Source organism: Escherichia sp. MOD1-EC5433, from assembly GCF_002966005.1.
Taxonomy (GTDB): Bacteria; Pseudomonadota; Gammaproteobacteria; order Enterobacterales; family Enterobacteriaceae; genus Escherichia; species Escherichia ruysiae.
In genome coordinates this window covers 145,678-163,164 of record NZ_PTRL01000009.1, presented here as the reverse complement: position 1 = coordinate 163,164, position 17,487 = coordinate 145,678, and the positions used below count along the sequence as shown (strand labels likewise).

The following is a 17,487-nucleotide window of genomic DNA, read 5'->3' as shown; positions in this document are numbered from 1 at the left end:
CTTTACTATTCAGGCAATACATATTGGCTAAGGAGCAGTGAAATGCGCGTTAACAATGGTTTGACCCCGCAAGAACTCGAGGCTTATGGTATCAGTGACGTACATGATATCGTTTACAACCCAAGCTACGACCTGCTGTATCAGGAAGAGCTCGATCCGAGCCTGACCGGTTATGAGCGCGGGGTGTTAACTAATCTGGGCGCTGTTGCCGTCGATACCGGAATCTTCACCGGTCGTTCACCAAAAGATAAGTATATCGTCCGTGACGATACCACTCGCGATACCTTCTGGTGGGCAGACAAAGGCAAAGGTAAGAACGACAACAAACCTCTCTCCCCTGAAACCTGGCAGCATCTGAAAGGCCTGGTGACCAAACAGCTTTCCGGCAAACGTCTGTTTGTCGTTGACGCTTTCTGTGGTGCTAACCCGGACACACGTCTTTCCGTCCGGTTCATCACCGAAGTGGCCTGGCAGGCGCATTTCGTCAAAAACATGTTTATTCGCCCAAGCGATGAAGAGCTGGCAGGTTTCAAACCAGACTTTATCGTCATGAACGGCGCGAAGTGCACCAACCCGCAGTGGAAAGAACAGGGCCTGAACTCTGAAAACTTCGTGGCGTTTAACCTGACTGAACGTATGCAGTTGATTGGCGGCACCTGGTACGGCGGCGAAATGAAGAAAGGTATGTTCTCGATGATGAACTACCTGCTGCCGCTGAAAGGCATTGCCTCCATGCACTGCTCCGCCAACGTTGGCGAGAAAGGTGATGTTGCGGTGTTCTTCGGCCTTTCCGGCACGGGTAAAACCACCCTTTCCACCGACCCGAAACGTCGCCTGATTGGCGATGACGAGCACGGCTGGGATGATGACGGCGTGTTTAACTTCGAAGGCGGCTGCTACGCGAAAACCATCAAGCTGTCGAAAGAAGCGGAACCCGAAATCTACAACGCCATCCGTCGCGATGCGCTGCTGGAAAACGTCACCGTACGTGAAGATGGCACTATCGACTTTGATGATGGTTCAAAAACCGAGAACACTCGCGTTTCTTATCCGATCTATCACATCGAAAACATCGTTAAGCCGGTCTCCAAAGCAGGCCACGCAACTAAAGTTATTTTCCTGACCGCAGATGCTTTCGGCGTATTGCCACCGGTATCTCGTCTGACTGCCGATCAAACCCAGTACCACTTCCTCTCTGGCTTCACCGCCAAACTGGCCGGTACTGAGCGTGGCATCACCGAACCGACGCCAACCTTCTCTGCCTGCTTCGGCGCGGCGTTCCTGTCGCTGCACCCAACTCAGTACGCAGAAGTGCTGGTAAAACGTATGCAAGCGGCAGGTGCGCAGGCGTATCTGGTTAACACCGGCTGGAACGGCACTGGAAAACGTATCTCGATTAAAGATACCCGCGCCATTATCGACGCTATTCTGAATGGTTCGCTGGATAACGCAGAAACCTTCACTTTGCCGATGTTTAACCTGGCGATCCCAACAGAACTGCCGGGCGTAGACACAAAGATCCTTGATCCGCGTAACACCTACGCTTCTCCAGAACAGTGGCAGGAAAAAGCCGAAACCCTGGCGAAACTGTTTATCGACAACTTCGATAAATATACCGACACCCCTGCGGGTGCTGCGCTGGTAGCGGCTGGTCCGAAGCTGTAATGGTTTGAAGCTGGAGAATATCTATCCAGTATCTTATAGAAAGCAAAACGGGAGGCACCTTCGCCTCCCGTTTTATTTACCCTTCTTTTGTCGCACCCTGCGCCCGCGTTACCGGCAATGGCAGCCAGGCGCGAATGGAAAGCCCGCCCCGCTCGCTGGTGCCAAGTTCCAGCATCCCGTTATGGTTATCGATAATCCGCTGCACAATCGCCAGCCCTAAGCCAGTACCGCTGATAGTGCGCGCGCTGTCACCACGGACAAACGGCTGGAATAGGTGCTTACGTTGCTCCGGTTCAATACCTGGGCCGTCATCTTCCACCTGGAACCAGGCGCGATTCGGCTCTGTGCCGCTGCTGACTTTGATCCAGCCATTGCCGTAACGGGCGGCGTTCACCACCATATTCGCCACCGCGCGTTTGATTGACAGCGGGTGCATTTTCACTTCAATGCTGCCCGGCTCAAGCGCGGTATCAATTTCCCGCTCATAGCCACTTTCGGCGGCAATCACCTCACCAAGCACAGCGTTAAGATCCGCCAACTCCATCGGCATCTCCTGCCCGGTGCGCAGGTAGTCGATAAACTGCTCAATGATGGCGTTGCACTCTTCGATATCTTTATTGATCGATTCTGCCAGATAGCTATCCTGCTCGCTCATCATCTCGGTCGCCAGGCGAATACGCGTCAGCGGCGTGCGCAGGTCATGGCTTACCCCCGCCATCAGCAGCGTGCGGTCATCCGCCAGTTGCTTAACACCAGCCGCCATATGGTTAAAGGCGCGGGTAACCGAACGCACCTCCGAAGCGCCATATTCACGCAGCGGCGGCGGAATAATCCCTTTACCGACCTGCAAAGCAGCATGTTCGAGATCGACCAACGGTCGGTTCTGAATACGAATAAACAGCCACGCACCACCTATCGCTAACAGCATTATCGCCAGCGTATAGCGGAACAGCGGGGAAAAATCGCCCTGATGAATTTCGGTTAGCGGCACACGCACCCAAATATTGGGCGACAGCCAGGTTTTCAGCCAGACGACAGGCGAGCTTTTGTTGACCTCGACGCGAACTTCCGTCGGGCCGCCGAGCTGCTGCGCCATCTGATGGCTTAAGAATTCATAGTGTTGCGCCCAACGCAGCCCGGCTTCTTCGGCGGCTTCATTGGAGTAGAGAGAGATCCCCAGCTCACGGTAGATCTCCCGACGAAAAGCGGGAGGCACAACTAACTGCGTACCGTCCTCCAGTTGCAGTTTGTCAGTCATCAACATACGCACTTCGTACGCGAGGACTTTATTAAACTGCTGGAGACTCGGCAAAATCGCGAAGTTCAGCACCACCAGATAAGTCGTCACCAGGCTGACGAACAGCAAGGTGACGATGAGCAATAACGTGCGTGCAAATGAACTTCGTGGCGAGAAGCGCAATCGCCTCATGCTTTAGAACCGTCCGGCACGAAAACATAGCCCAGACCCCAGACGGTCTGAATGTAACGCGGATGCGCCGGATCTTCTTCCACCATGCGGCGCAGACGTGAGATCTGCACGTCGATGGAGCGTTCCATTGCGGAATATTCACGACCACGGGCAAGGTTCATTAGCTTATCGCGAGAGAGTGGCTCACGCGGATGGCTGACCAGCGCCTTCAGTACCGCAAATTCACCGCTGGTGAGCGGCATCGGCTCATCTTCACGGAACATTTCGCGCGTACCGAGGTTAAGTTTGAACTTACCAAAAGCAATTACTGCTTCTTCCTGTGACGGCGCGCCCGGCAGTTCGTTCGCCTGACGGCGCAACACTGCACGAATACGAGCCAGCAGTTCACGCGGGTTAAACGGTTTTGGAATATAGTCGTCAGCGCCAATCTCCAGGCCAACGATACGGTCTACTTCTTCCCCTTTCGCCGTCACCATAATGATCGGCATCGGGTTACTCTGGCTACGAAGACGTCGGCAAATCGACAAGCCATCTTCACCAGGTAACATCAAATCCAGTACCATAAGATGGAAAGATTCACGAGTCAGCAGGCGATCCATCTGTTCTGCATTAGCGACGCTTCGAACCTGGAAGCCTTGTTCGGTGAGATAACGCTCCAGCAGCGCGCGCAGGCGCATGTCGTCATCGACCACCAGAATCTTGTAGTTCTCTTGCATTCTTTGTACTCCCAAAGGTTCGCAACAATTTGTAAGCGTGTATTCTTAAAAAAGCTTACGTTCGTCACCAGCAAAATCTGGTATGAATTTCAGCCTAAATTGTTACAAAGCATATTAAACAGCAGCTTAAGTATACAATTTATTCGGCGAAACATTATTGATTCTGTTGATATGATCACGTTATACCCAATGTGCGCATTATCAAACAGACAAAGGGAATCAACGAGATGAAAACGCCCCTGGTTACCCGGGAAGGGTATGAAAAACTCAAACAAGAGCTAAATTATCTCTGGCGTGAAGAACGCCCGGAGGTCACAAAAAAGGTGACCTGGGCCGCAAGTCTGGGCGACCGCAGTGAAAATGCTGACTATCAGTATAATAAAAAGCGCCTGCGTGAAATCGACCGTCGCGTGCGCTATCTCACTAAATGCATGGAAAATCTCAAAATCGTCGATTATTCCCCGCAGCAGGAAGGCAAGGTCTTCTTTGGCGCATGGGTAGAGATTGAAAACGACGATGGCGTGACTCACCGTTTTCGAATTGTCGGCTATGATGAAATTTTTGGTCGTAAAGATTACATCTCTATCGATTCCCCGATGGCTCGCGCATTGCTGAAAAAAGAGGTGGGCGATTTGGCAGTAGTGAATACGCCTGCCGGGGAAGCGAGCTGGTATGTTAATGCCATCGAGTACGTGAAACCGTAAGGAAGAGTCTTAACCTCCAGCCTTTGGCTGGCATTTTTGCCAGCCAGTCCGTATAACTATCCCCTGATTTTTGATCCGAAAAGATGAACTCAAACCATGATGAATGATTCGTTCTGCCGCATTATTGCGGGTGAAATTCAGGCGCGCCCGGAACAGGTTGAAGCCGCCGTTCGCCTGCTTGACGAAGGGAATACCGTGCCGTTTATCGCACGTTATCGTAAGGAAATCACCGGCGGTCTGGATGACACGCAGTTGCGTAATCTGGAAACGCGTCTGAGCTACCTGCGTGAACTGGAAGAGAGACGTCAGGCGATCCTCAAGTCTATTTCTGAGCAAGGTAAACTCACCGATGAGCTGGCGAATGCCATCAACGCCACCTTAAGCAAAACCGAACTCGAAGACCTCTATCTGCCCTACAAACCTAAACGTCGTACCCGTGGGCAAATCGCCATTGAAGCAGGGCTTGAGCCGTTGGCCGACCTGCTGTGGAACGATCCGTCACACACGCCAGAAGTCGCCGCTGCACAATATGTTGATGCCGATAAAGGCGTGGCGGATACCAAAGCCGCGCTGGACGGCGCGCGCTATATCCTGATGGAACGGTTTGCCGAAGATGCCGCGCTGCTGGCAAAAGTGCGTGATTATCTGTGGAAGAACGCGCATTTGGTTTCTACGGTGGTGAGCGGTAAAGAAGAGGAAGGGGCAAAATTCCGCGACTATTTCGATCATCACGAACCGCTGTCCACGGTGCCTTCTCACCGCGCGCTGGCGATGTTCCGTGGGCGTAACGAAGGCGTACTTCAGCTTTCGCTGAATGCCGATCCACAGTTCGATGAGCCGCCGAAAGAGAGTTATTGCGAACAAATCATTATGGATCACCTCAATCTGCGCCTGAACAATGCCCCGGCGGATAGCTGGCGCAAAGGCGTGGTGAGCTGGACGTGGCGCATCAAGGTACTGATGCACCTGGAAACAGAACTGATGGGCACCGTGCGCGAACGTGCGGAAGATGAAGCAATCAACGTATTTGCCCGTAACCTGCACGATCTGTTGATGGCAGCCCCAGCCGGATTGCGTGCGACGATGGGTCTCGATCCGGGTCTGCGTACCGGGGTAAAAGTTGCGGTGGTCGATGCAACCGGCAAACTGGTAGCGACCGACACCATTTATCCGCACACCGGACAAGCCGCAAAAGCGGCGATGACCGTTGCCGCTTTGTGTGAAAAACATAACGTTGAGCTGGTGGCAATTGGTAACGGTACGGCTTCCCGCGAAACCGAGCGTTTCTATCTCGACGTGCAGAAGCAGTTCCCGCAAGTGACTGCGCAGAAAGTGATCGTCAGCGAAGCAGGCGCATCCGTTTACTCAGCTTCCGAACTGGCAGCGCAGGAGTTCCCGGATCTCGATGTTTCGCTGCGTGGCGCAGTGTCTATCGCTCGTCGTTTGCAGGATCCGCTGGCAGAGCTGGTGAAAATCGATCCGAAATCTATCGGTGTGGGTCAGTATCAACATGACGTCAGCCAGACGCAGCTGGCTCGTAAACTGGACGCAGTGGTGGAAGACTGCGTTAACGCCGTTGGCGTCGATCTCAACACTGCTTCTGTTCCGCTGTTAACTCGCGTGGCGGGCCTGACGCGCATGATGGCGCAAAACATTGTTGCCTGGCGTGACGAGAACGGTCAGTTCCAGAACCGTCAGCAACTGCTGAAAGTGAGCCGTCTGGGGCCGAAAGCCTTCGAGCAGTGCGCGGGCTTCTTGCGCATTAACCATGGTGATAACCCGCTGGATGCTTCTACCGTCCACCCGGAAGCCTATCCGGTGGTGGAACGCATTCTGGCAGCAACACAGCAGGCACTGAAAGATCTGATGGGTAACAGCAGCGAGCTGCGTAACCTGAAAGCCTCTGACTTTACCGATGAGAAATTCGGTGTGCCGACGGTAACCGACATCATCAAAGAGCTGGAAAAACCGGGTCGCGATCCGCGTCCAGAATTTAAGACCGCTCAGTTTGCCGATGGCGTCGAGACAATGAACGACCTGCAACCGGGTATGATCCTCGAAGGTGCTGTCACCAACGTCACCAACTTTGGCGCGTTTGTCGATATCGGCGTGCATCAGGATGGCCTGGTTCACATCTCTTCTTTGTCGAACAAGTTTGTGGAAGATCCGCACACCGTGGTGAAAGCGGGTGACATTGTGAAGGTGAAAGTGCTGGAAGTGGATCTTCAGCGTAAACGTATCGCCCTGACCATGCGTCTGGATGAGCAGCCAGGTGAAACCAACGCCCGTCGCAGCGGCGGTAACGATCGCCCGCAAAACAACCGCCCGGCAGCCAAACCGCGCGGTCGTGAAGCGCAGCCTGCCGGTAATAGCGCGATGATGGATGCGCTGGCAGCGGCAATGGGGAAAAAACGTTAATCCCCCGACTGGCCTACGGTTCGAATTTGCACGAAATCGTAGGCCAGATAAGGCGTTCACGCCGCATCTGGCAACTCACAACGAGCGCCTTGCCTGACATAAAAATGCCGGAAATTATCTCCGGCATTTTTATTCCACAGCTAAATCCACAATATATTTTTGCTAATATTTATCACTGCATTAACAATTAAAACCTTAATTAAACATTAACCAGCCCTAATAATTCGCCATTCGAGTTATATTTTTGCTCCGATATAACCTTGAGCCACATCAACATTGAGTCAGATTATTATCTAAACCAACATTCGCACACATTTTAAGTATTGCTGATAGAAACCATTCTCATTATCATTGTATTGTTGATTATTTAATCTCTCCTTCGTTGGCAAATCATCTGGTCTCATGTCGCTGTCAAACGCCCCATGAGGTAGTTATCCAGTTAATGAGAAACAAGTAGGCCCTTATGCAATACACTCCAGATACTGCGTGGAAAATCACTGGCTTTTCCCGTGAAATCAGCCCGGCATATCGCCAAAAACTGCTTTCTCTTGGCATGTTACCTGGCTCCTCTTTTAATGTGGTGCGCGTCGCTCCACTCGGCGATCCCATTCATATCGAAACCCGTCGTGTGAGCCTGGTATTACGCAAAAAAGATCTGGCCTTATTAGAAGTGGAAGCGGTTTCCTGTTAATACGGTGAGAATAACAATGAAAAAATTAACCATTGGCTTAATTGGTAATCCAAATTCTGGCAAGACAACTTTATTTAACCAGCTCACCGGTGCACGCCAGCGTGTAGGGAACTGGGCTGGCGTTACCGTCGAACGTAAAGAGGGTCAGTTCTCCACCACCGATCATCAGGTCACTCTGGTTGACCTGCCTGGTACTTATTCTCTGACTACCATCTCATCGCAAACTTCTCTGGATGAGCAAATCGCTTGTCACTACATTCTGAGTGGCGACGCCGATCTGCTGATTAACGTGGTGGATGCGTCTAACCTTGAGCGTAACCTGTACCTGACGCTGCAACTGCTGGAACTCGGCATTCCCTGCATCGTGGCGCTGAACATGCTCGACATTGCCGAGAAGCAAAATATTCGCATTGAAATTGATGCGCTGTCGGCGCGTCTTGGCTGCCCGGTGATCCCGCTGGTTTCCACGCGTGGTCGCGGTATTGAAGCTCTGAAACTGGCGATTGACCGCTATAAAGCCAACGAGAATGTAGAACTAGTGCATTACGCGCAGCCGCTAATCAATGAAGCCGATGCACTGGCGAAAGTGATGCCGTCGGACATCCCGCTGAAACATCGCCGCTGGCTGGGTCTGCAAATGCTGGAAGGCGATATCTACAGCCGCGCCTACGCCGGTGAAGCGTCGCAGCATCTGGATGCTGCCCTCGCCCGTCTGCGTAATGAGATGGACGATCCGGCGCTGCACATTGCCGATGCACGTTACCAGTGTATTGCTGCCATCTGCGATGTGGTAAGCAATACTCTGACGGCAGAACCCAGCCGTTTCACCACGGCAGTGGATAAAATCGTGCTCAACCGATTCCTTGGTCTGCCGATTTTCCTCTTTGTGATGTATCTGATGTTCCTGCTGGCTATCAACATCGGCGGGGCGCTACAGCCGCTGTTTGACGTCGGTTCCGTGGCACTCTTTGTGCATGGTATTCAGTGGATTGGCTACACGCTCCACTTCCCGGACTGGCTAACTATCTTCCTCGCCCAGGGCCTGGGTGGCGGTATTAACACCGTTCTGCCACTGGTGCCGCAGATCGGCATGATGTACCTGTTCCTCTCCTTCCTCGAGGACTCCGGGTATATGGCGCGTGCGGCATTTGTGATGGATCGTCTGATGCAGGCGTTAGGCTTGCCGGGTAAATCCTTTGTGCCGTTGATCGTCGGTTTTGGTTGTAACGTACCGTCGGTAATGGGCGCACGAACCCTTGATGCACCACGTGAACGCCTGATGACCATCATGATGGCACCGTTTATGTCCTGCGGTGCTCGTCTGGCAATCTTCGCAGTATTTGCTGCCGCGTTCTTCGGGCAGAATGGCGCACTGGCTGTGTTCTCGCTGTATGTCATCGGTATTGTGATGGCGGTACTGACGGGACTGATGCTCAAATACACCATTATGCGCGGTGAAGCGACGCCGTTTGTCATGGAGCTGCCGGTCTATCACGTACCACACATTAAGAGCCTGATTATCCAGACCTGGCAGCGTTTGAAAGGCTTCGTCCTGCGCGCCGGTAAAGTGATTATCATCGTTAGCATTTTCCTGAGCGCCTTCAACAGCTTCTCGCTGAGTGGGAAAATCGTCGATAACATCAACGACTCGGCGCTGGCCTCTGTCAGCCGTGTGATCACTCCAGTCTTCAAGCCGATTGGCGTGCATGAAGATAACTGGCAGGCAACGGTTGGACTGTTTACTGGCGCAATGGCGAAAGAAGTGGTGGTCGGTACGCTCAACACTCTCTATACCGCAGAAAACATTCAGGACGAAGAGTTCAATCCGGCGGAATTTAACCTTGGTGAAGAGCTGTTCAGCGCAGTAGATGAAACCTGGCAGAGCCTGAAAGACACCTTCAGTCTTAGCGTACTGATGAACCCAATTGAAGCCAGCAAAGGCGACGGCGAAATGGGTACTGGGGCAATGGGCGTGATGGATGAGAAATTCGGTAGCGCGGCGGCAGCTTACAGCTATCTGATATTCGTCCTGCTGTATGTACCGTGTATTTCGGTGATGGGTGCCATTGCCCGTGAATCAAGCCGTGGCTGGATGGGCTTCTCCATCCTGTGGGGGCTAAATATCGCTTACTCGCTGGCAACATTGTTCTATCAGGTCGCCAGCTACAGCCAGCACCCAACTTACAGCCTGGTGTGCATTCTGGCGGTTGTCCTGTTTAACATCGTGGTTATCGGACTGCTGCGCCGCGCGCGTAGTCGGGTCGATATCGAACTACTGGCAAGCCGCAAAACGGTAAGCAGTTGCTGCGCAGCCAGCACCACTGGCGATTGCCACTAAGGACACGGCAATGGCTTCGCTCATTCAGGTGCGTGATTTGCTGGCGTTACGGGGTCGTATGGAAGCGACCCAGATCAGCCAGACGCTGAACACCCCGCAGCCGATGATTAACGCTATGCTGCAACAGCTGGAAAATATGGGCAAAGCGGTACGGATTCAGGAAGAACCTGATGGCTGCCTCTCTGGCAGTTGTAAAAGCTGCCCGGAAGGAAAAGCCTGTCTGCGTGAGTGGTGGATGTTGCGTTAACCTTGTTCCATCGTTCGTTTTGAAAAGCCCGGTATGCATTAGCTACCGGGCTTTTTTGCGTGCGGCTTTCCATAAAAATGCAACTCTTGCAGCATGGAGTAAGTTCCTCTGAAAGTGTCTCGCAGGGATGAAAACTTGCTGATGCACAGCCGTGGAGTGGCGCGTAAAGTCGCGGCATTCAAAAAAACAGGTGAAGGAACGCCATGAGCAAAAAACAGAGTTCCACCCCACACGATGCGCTGTTCAAACTCTTTTTACGCCAACCGGACACGGCACGCGATTTTCTTGCGTTCCATTTACCGGCCCCCATTCACGCGCTCTGTGATATGAAAACCCTCAAGCTGGAGTCGAGCAGCTTTATCGATGACGATCTGCGTGAAAGCTATTCCGACGTGCTGTGGTCGGTGAAAACGGAGCAAGGGCCAGGATACATCTATTGCCTGATTGAACATCAAAGCACCTCAAACAAATTGATCGCATTTCGCATGATGCGTTATGCCATTGCCGCAATGCAAAACCACCTTGATGCAGGATACAAAACGTTGCCGATGGTCGTACCGTTGTTGTTTTACCACGGCATTGAAAGCCCCTATCCCTATTCGCTGTGTTGGCTGGATTGTTTCGCCGATCCCAAACTGGCAAGGCAGCTTTATGCCTCTGCATTTCCGCTGATTGATGTCACCGTCATGCCTGATGATGAAATCATGCAGCACCGACGCATGGCGCTGCTGGAGTTAATTCAAAAACATATTCGTCAACGCGACCTGATGGGGCTGGTAGAGCAAATGGCTTGCTTATTAAGTAGTGGGTACGCTAATGACAGACAAATCAAAGGGCTGTTTAATTACATACTACAAACTGGCGATGCGGTACGTTTTAACGATTTTATCGACGGCGTTGCCGAACGTTCACCGAAACACAAGGAGAGTTTAATGACTATTGCGGAAAGATTGCGGCAGGAAGGGTTTCAGAAAGGTATACGTGCTATTGCCAAAACCATGCTGGATGCCGGAGTCTCTCTTGAGGACGTTCTGCGATTTACCAGCCTGACGGTTGAAGACCTTGCTGAAATAGATCATCAATAACGTAAAGGATGGTTTTAATGACAGATGCAGAAAGAGAATATCTTATTAGTTACCTGATTGGTTATTTATTGGGTCGACGCCTGGAAGCCTTGGATATCGCCAAAAGAATGCTGTAATCCGGAGTCCCTCTTGCAGATATCATGCGCTTTACCGGGGTGTCAGAAGAAGAGTTGGCTGCGGCGAGTCAGGAAAGTTCTGTCTCGCCATTTCTAAAGCCACCTACACCCTCTGCTTCAACGCTACCAGCTGCTGACAAAACTCGTCTGGATGTGAAATAAACGGCGCATGGGCCGCTTTGGCGAAGATATATGATTCGCTGTGCGGCCAGAGTTCATCCAGCATCGGCACTACTTTGCGCGGCACCAGACCGTCGAGATAACCATACAATCGCAAAAACGGCATTGGTACGTTCTGCAGCGGCTGACGAAGATCGACCGTTTTCAGGATTTCCAGCCCACCATTGAGCACCTCAACCTCCGGCATCGGTAATGCCAGAACGGTTTTCTTCAGCGCCCGCGCATCCTGGCGCGCCGTTTCAGTACCCATGGTTTGTAACGCCAGGAACCGCTCCACTGTACGCTGAAAATCATCACTGAGTTGCTGCTGGAAACCCGCCAGCACGTCCGGTTTTATCCCCGGCCACCCATCGCGGGCACTAAAACATGGCGACGATGCTACAGTGACCAGCGCCTGAACACGCTCGGGACAGGCTAATGCAATCTGACTTGCCACCAGCCCGCCCAGGCTCCAGCCTAACCAAATAGCTTTATCCGGTGACTGTTGCAGCACGACTTCAGCCATGTCAGCAAGCGACATCGCACCAAATCCCTGACTGCGCCCGAAGCCAGGCAGATCAACAAGATGTAACGTAAAATGCGAGCTAAGTTCCTCGTCAATGCAACGCCACACTTCGGCATTCAGTCCCCATCCGTGCAGCAGCACAAGATGAACATTCCCCTGACCTTTGGTCTGCCACCAGATGTTATTCATCCGCTATTGTTCTCTTTTGACTTACAAGGATGAACATATGCTAACAGTACCGGGATTATGCTGGCTATGCCGAATGCCGCTGGCGCTAGGTCATTGGGGGATTTGCTCGGTCTGCTCCCGCGCCGCACGTACAGATAAAATGCTATGCCCGCAATGTGGATTACCCTCTACACACTCACATCTTCCCTGTGGTCGCTGTCTGCAAAAACCGCCGCCGTGGCAAAGACTGCTCACTGTTGCCAACTATGCGCCGCCCTTAAGTCCGCTCATCCACCAGCTTAAGTTTTCCCGGCGCAGTGAAATCGCCAGTGCGCTAGCACGTTTGTTACTATTGGAAGTCTTACACGCCCGTCGCACCAGCGAATTACATCTGCCGGATCGTATTGTCAGTGTCCCGTTATGGCGGCATCGCCACTGGCGTCGGGGATTTAATCAGAGCGATTTGCTGTGTCAGCCGTTATCACGCTGGTTGCACTGCCAATGGGATAGCGAAGCCGTCACACGAACAAGAGCCACTGCAACCCAGCATTTTCTCAACGCCCGTCTGCGCAAGCGCAACCTGAAAAATGCCTTTCGCCTTGAATTGCCCGTGCAAGGTCTCCATATGGTGATTGTGGATGATGTCGTTACCACCGGAAGTACCGTCGCAGAGATTGCGCAGTTGCTTTTACGCAATGGTGCGGCGACTGTCCAGGTCTGGTGCCTTTGTCGAACCTTGTAGAGCCTCGATGATGGGCGTATTATAACCAACTAAAATAGTCAACTATTAGGCCATTACTATGATCCGTATTTCCGATGCTGCACAAGCGCACTTTGCCAAACTGCTGGCAAACCAGGAAGAAGGGACACAAATCCGCGTATTTGTGATTAACCCTGGCACACCTAACGCTGAATGCGGCGTTTCTTATTGTCCGCCGGACGCTGTGGAAGCCACCGACACCGCCCTGAAATTTGACCTGCTGACCGCGTATGTTGATGAGTTAAGCGCACCATACCTGGAAGATGCAGAGATCGACTTTGTTACCGACCAGTTGGGTTCCCAGCTAACTCTGAAAGCACCGAACGCCAAAATGCGTAAAGTGGCTGACGATGCGCCGCTAATGGAGCGCGTCGAGTATATGCTGCAATCGCAGATTAACCCGCAGCTTGCCGGTCACGGTGGTCGCGTTTCGCTGATGGAAATCACCGAAGACGGTTACGCCATTCTGCAATTTGGCGGCGGCTGTAACGGCTGTTCCATGGTCGACGTAACGCTGAAAGAAGGGATCGAAAAGCAGCTGCTGAACGAATTCCCGGAACTGAAAGGTGTGCGCGATCTCACCGAACACCAGCGCGGCGAACACTCTTACTACTAAGTTATCCCCTCTTTTGTAGATTGCCCGATGCGACGCTAAAGTGTCTTATCGGGCTTTCGTTGTTCTTATGGCGCAGCTTTACTCCGTCCCCCTTCGTTTCCCCACGATAATATGACCAACCTCTCATAATTTAAATTTACCCCGCTCTGGTGATTCTCAAGCGCATTATGTTACCCGTATCATTCTCATGGGCACCAAACACACTCATAACATCTGACTACACTAATACGTTTTAGGGGTCATCAGCCGTGGTGCCGTTATATCTCTGTTCCCAGTTGGGACAACCAGGATTTGTCGTCAGAAACCTGACGTTACCCATAACAAATTAAAGGCCAGGTAAATCATGCCATTAGTCATTGTTGCTATCGGTGTTATCTTGTTATTACTCCTGATGATCCGCTTCAAAATGAACGGCTTCATCGCTCTCGTCCTGGTGGCGCTTGCTGTTGGATTAATGCAAGGGATGCCGCTGGATAAAGTTATTGGCTCTATCAAAGCCGGTGTCGGCGGGACGCTCGGTAGCCTTGCCCTGATCATGGGCTTTGGCGCAATGCTGGGCAAAATGCTGGCAGACTGTGGCGGCGCGCAACGTATCGCCACCACGCTGATTGCCAAATTTGGTAAAAAACACATCCAGTGGGCAGTGGTATTGACCGGTTTTACCGTCGGTTTTGCCCTGTTCTATGAAGTAGGCTTCGTGCTGATGCTGCCGCTGGTATTCACCATCGCTGCGGCTGCCAATATCCCGCTGCTGTATGTTGGTGTGCCAATGGCGGCTGCACTGTCTGTTACTCACGGCTTCCTGCCGCCGCATCCGGGCCCGACTGCGATTGCCACCATTTTCAATGCCGATATGGGTAAAACCCTGCTGTACGGTACTATTCTGGCGATCCCGACCGTGATTCTCGCGGGTCCGGTTTACGCTCGCGTGCTGAAAGGCATTGATAAGCCGATCCCGGAAGGTCTGTACAGCGCGAAAACCTTTAGCGAAGAAGAGATGCCGAGCTTTGGCGTCAGCGTCTGGACTTCTCTGGTGCCGGTTGTACTGATGGCGATGCGTGCCATTGCCGAAATGATCCTGCCGAAAGGTCACGCTTTCCTGCCGGTAGCAGAGTTCTTAGGTGACCCGGTGATGGCGACATTGATTGCCGTGCTGATTGCGATGTTCACCTTTGGTCTGAACCGTGGTCGTTCGATGGATCAGATTAACGACACGCTGGTTTCTTCCATCAAAATCATCGCGATGATGCTGTTGATCATCGGTGGTGGCGGTGCGTTCAAGCAGGTGCTGGTAGACAGCGGCGTGGACAAATACATTGCTTCCATGATGCATGAAACCAACATTTCTCCGCTGCTGATGGCGTGGTCTATTGCCGCTGTGCTGCGTATCGCGCTAGGTTCTGCAACCGTTGCGGCAATCACTGCGGGTGGTATCGCTGCGCCGCTGATTGCAACGACAGGTGTTAGCCCGGAGCTGATGGTTATTGCGGTTGGTTCCGGTAGTGTGATTTTCTCTCACGTGAACGATCCGGGCTTCTGGCTGTTCAAAGAGTACTTTAACCTGACTATCGGCGAGACCATCAAATCCTGGTCGATGCTGGAAACCATTATCTCAGTGTGTGGTCTGGTAGGCTGCCTGCTGCTGAATATGGTGATTTGATAACACTGATGGCCGGATATGGCGTGAATGCCTTATCCGGCTGCTCTGATGAGTCGGCCGGATAAGACGCATCAAGCATCGCATCCGGCATCAACCGCACTCTACTTCTTCTTCGCTGCCGCCATGCGCCGTCTGTCTAAATCCTTCAGCAACTTGTTCACACCATCATCAGCAAACATCGACTCAAGTGTTGCGGAAAGCTTACGTCGCCAGTTTTTATACTGGTAACTGGTGCCAGGAATATTTACAGGTTCCGCCATATCCAGCCAGTCTTCTGGCTGTAGCCCTAACAGGGCACTATTACTGTCGGCAATATAGCGTTGCAAGCCACGATTAAGCGTCGGTGTCATCGACATCAGTGATGCCTTATGCCCGGCACGTTTTGGCAGACAGCCATATTTATGCAGCGCATCCAGCAGCCCTTGCTTCGCCAGTTCGCGATCCTGATACAAACCGCGCAGCACCACTTCATCCGGGTACAGCCCCAGCGTTTTGCCCAGCGTTAAATCCCCGCTCTCCCAGTAACCACGCAGCGTAGGCAGATCGTGTGTTGCCGCGACCGCCATTGACTGCTCCGGATACGCTTTTGGTGCGCGGAACGTCTTGTCGTGATCGCTTTCGAAATAGAGCACTTTGTAGGAGTAAACCCCACTACTGCGCAGCTTACCGACAATCTCTACTGGCACCGTGCCAAGATCTTCGCCAATCACCATGCAGCGATGGCGTTTACTTTCCAGCGCCAGAATAGCGAGCAGATCATCCACCGGATAGTGAACATATGCCCCCTGATCCGCCGTTTCGCCATACGGTATCCACCACAAACGCAGCATCGACATTACATGGTCAATTCGCAACGCGCCGCAGTTTTGCATATTGGCACGCAACAGCTCGATAAACGGTTCATAAGCGCGCGCAGTGATGATATGCGGATCCATCGGTGGCAATCCCCAGTTCTGCCCTAACGGACCGAGGATATCCGGCGGCGCGCCAACCGATGCTTTCAGGCAATATAACTCGCGGTCGCACCAGGTTTCCGCTCCGCCTTCCGCTACGCCAACTGCCAGGTCACGGTACAAACCAATCGGCATTTCATAGCCCTGGCTTATCTCCCAGCAGGCGGCAAACTGGCTGTAAGCCAGCCACTGCAACCAGAGATAAAAATCGACGTCATCACGATGTTCTTCGCAGAACTGACGCACTTCTGGTGAATCCACATTCTGGTACGCCTGCGGCCATGCTGGCCAACCCCAGCGCATTTCGTCCTCTTTCACTTGTTGTGCATGTAGCGCGTCAAACGCTGCCTGCCAGAACAAGCTATCGCCCTGCTCTGCAACAAACTGGCGAAACGCTGCCATCTGTTCATCATCACGTTGCGCGAAACCTTTCCACGCCATCCGCAATGCTGTCATTTTTAGGGCGGTAACCGTGGAGTAATCGACCCAGTCGGCATCCCGCGCCTGTTGCAGCGTCTGTTGTGTGGTCGGCATCTGCCACCAGACCTGTGCCTCTTCGCTAAGATGGAAATCTTCGACGGCATTAACGTCGATATAAACCACATTCAGCCAGCGGCGAGAAGACGGGCTATACGGGCTGGCGCTTTCCGGGTTTGCCGGATAGAGCGCATGAATCGGGTTCAAACCGATGAACGACCCGCCTCGTTTTGCCACATCCACCAGCATCGCTTTGAGATCGCCAAAATCACCAATGCCCCAGTTTTTTTCCGAGCGCAGCGTATAAAGCTGAACGCAGGCCCCCCACAGCTTTTGTTTATTCAGCAACGCCTGCGGTTCGTAACAACGTTTCGGGGCGACAATCACCCGGCAATGCACGCGCTGTTCGTCCTGGGTAAGCGTCAGCGTGTGATAACCTTCCGGCAGCTTCGTCGGTAGATTGAACGCTTTACCGCCGCTCACGTGCCCTTTGTACTGAGTACCTTCTTCGGTGGTCAGCAGCCAGCTATATTCGCCGCTGCCTTCTACCGCCATCGGCATTTTTTTGCCGCTGGTATAAACCATGACATTCGGGACTGGCGTTACCGCCACTTTCGTGGCGGTACGTTGATGCATCGCGTCAAGCAAACGCCGTTTGGTTTCGGCGCTAATCGACTGCGGTTTACCGTGGGCATTGATGTAATTGGGGCTGATCCCCGCCGCCAGCGCGGCATTATCCAGACGTTTGCTTTCCATCGA

At 52.6% G+C, this 17,487-nt stretch carries 14 protein-coding genes; 10 read left to right on the top strand and 4 right to left on the bottom strand.

What is annotated here, in order from left to right; translation table 11 throughout:
* Nucleotides 1-42: 42 nt before the first annotated feature.
* Nucleotides 43-1,665: a phosphoenolpyruvate carboxykinase (ATP) gene (pckA, locus tag C3D30_RS17890; RefSeq protein WP_001309803.1), complete on the top strand. Its 1,623-nt coding sequence runs from the start codon at nt 43-45 to the stop codon at nt 1,663-1,665.
* Between the two features lie 76 nt (nt 1,666-1,741).
* On the opposite strand, the gene envZ is transcribed toward pckA, so the two are convergent.
* Together envZ and ompR are read right to left on the bottom strand one after the other, a co-directional pair.
* Nucleotides 1,742-3,094 carry a two-component system sensor histidine kinase EnvZ gene (gene envZ / locus C3D30_RS17885; RefSeq protein WP_001253710.1) on the bottom strand — a complete coding sequence of 451 codons (1,353 nt, stop codon included), beginning with the start codon at nt 3,092-3,094 and terminating at the stop codon, nt 1,742-1,744.
* The gene (ompR, locus tag C3D30_RS17880) at nt 3,091-3,810 is read right to left on the bottom strand and encodes an osmolarity response regulator transcription factor OmpR (protein WP_001157751.1); all 720 of its coding nucleotides are present in this window, start codon (nt 3,808-3,810) and stop codon (nt 3,091-3,093) included. The genes envZ and ompR overlap by 4 nt, the downstream gene beginning before the upstream one ends.
* Before the next feature lie 227 nt (nt 3,811-4,037).
* Between ompR and greB the strand changes: the two genes are divergently transcribed.
* The 6 genes from greB (at nt 4,038) to rpnA (ending at nt 11,293) form a co-directional block, all read left to right on the top strand.
* Entirely contained in the window at nt 4,038-4,514 is a 477-nt protein-coding gene (gene greB / locus C3D30_RS17870) for a transcription elongation factor GreB (protein ID WP_000856744.1), read from the top strand.
* 96 nt (nt 4,515-4,610) lie between these two features.
* Nucleotides 4,611-6,932, top strand: a complete 2,322-nt coding sequence (locus C3D30_RS17865; RefSeq protein WP_105287208.1) for a Tex family protein — start codon at nt 4,611-4,613, stop codon at nt 6,930-6,932.
* A 463-nt stretch (nt 6,933-7,395) separates the two neighbouring features.
* The gene (gene feoA / locus C3D30_RS17855; protein ID WP_001200455.1) at nt 7,396-7,623 is read left to right on the top strand and encodes a ferrous iron transporter A; all 228 of its coding nucleotides are present in this window, start codon (nt 7,396-7,398) and stop codon (nt 7,621-7,623) included.
* Nucleotides 7,624-7,639: 16 nt separating this feature from the next.
* Nucleotides 7,640-9,961, top strand: a complete 2,322-nt coding sequence (gene feoB / locus C3D30_RS17850; protein WP_000737001.1) for a Fe(2+) transporter permease subunit FeoB — start codon at nt 7,640-7,642, stop codon at nt 9,959-9,961.
* 10 nt (nt 9,962-9,971) lie between these two features.
* Nucleotides 9,972-10,208 carry a [Fe-S]-dependent transcriptional repressor FeoC gene (gene feoC, locus C3D30_RS17845; RefSeq protein WP_000157593.1) on the top strand — a complete coding sequence of 79 codons (237 nt, stop codon included), beginning with the start codon at nt 9,972-9,974 and terminating at the stop codon, nt 10,206-10,208.
* Between the two features lie 203 nt (nt 10,209-10,411).
* Entirely contained in the window at nt 10,412-11,293 is an 882-nt protein-coding gene (gene rpnA, locus C3D30_RS17840) for a recombination-promoting nuclease RpnA (protein WP_016159541.1), read from the top strand.
* A 219-nt stretch (nt 11,294-11,512) separates the two neighbouring features.
* Here rpnA and bioH read toward each other — a convergent pair whose 3' ends face one another.
* Entirely contained in the window at nt 11,513-12,283 is a 771-nt protein-coding gene (gene bioH, locus C3D30_RS17835; protein ID WP_105287207.1) for a pimeloyl-ACP methyl ester esterase BioH, read from the bottom strand.
* Nucleotides 12,284-12,320: 37 nt separating this feature from the next.
* Here bioH and gntX point away from each other — a divergent pair, with 37 nt between their 5' ends.
* The 3 genes from gntX to gntT all read left to right on the top strand — a co-directional run bounded on the left by gntX (nt 12,321) and on the right by gntT (nt 15,298).
* The gene (gene gntX / locus C3D30_RS17830) at nt 12,321-13,004 is read left to right on the top strand and encodes a DNA utilization protein GntX (protein WP_010352788.1); all 684 of its coding nucleotides are present in this window, start codon (nt 12,321-12,323) and stop codon (nt 13,002-13,004) included.
* 58 nt (nt 13,005-13,062) lie between these two features.
* Nucleotides 13,063-13,638, top strand: a complete 576-nt coding sequence (gene nfuA, locus C3D30_RS17825) for a Fe-S biogenesis protein NfuA (protein ID WP_000619389.1) — start codon at nt 13,063-13,065, stop codon at nt 13,636-13,638.
* A gap of 343 nt (nt 13,639-13,981) precedes the next feature.
* The gene (gene gntT, locus C3D30_RS17820; RefSeq protein WP_001131743.1) at nt 13,982-15,298 is read left to right on the top strand and encodes a gluconate transporter; all 1,317 of its coding nucleotides are present in this window, start codon (nt 13,982-13,984) and stop codon (nt 15,296-15,298) included.
* 101 nt (nt 15,299-15,399) lie between these two features.
* Here the strand turns inward: gntT and malQ are convergent, their stop codons facing one another.
* Nucleotides 15,400-17,484 carry a 4-alpha-glucanotransferase gene (malQ, locus tag C3D30_RS17815; protein ID WP_105287206.1) on the bottom strand — a complete coding sequence of 695 codons (2,085 nt, stop codon included), beginning with the start codon at nt 17,482-17,484 and terminating at the stop codon, nt 15,400-15,402.
* Nucleotides 17,485-17,487 lie beyond the last annotated feature (3 nt).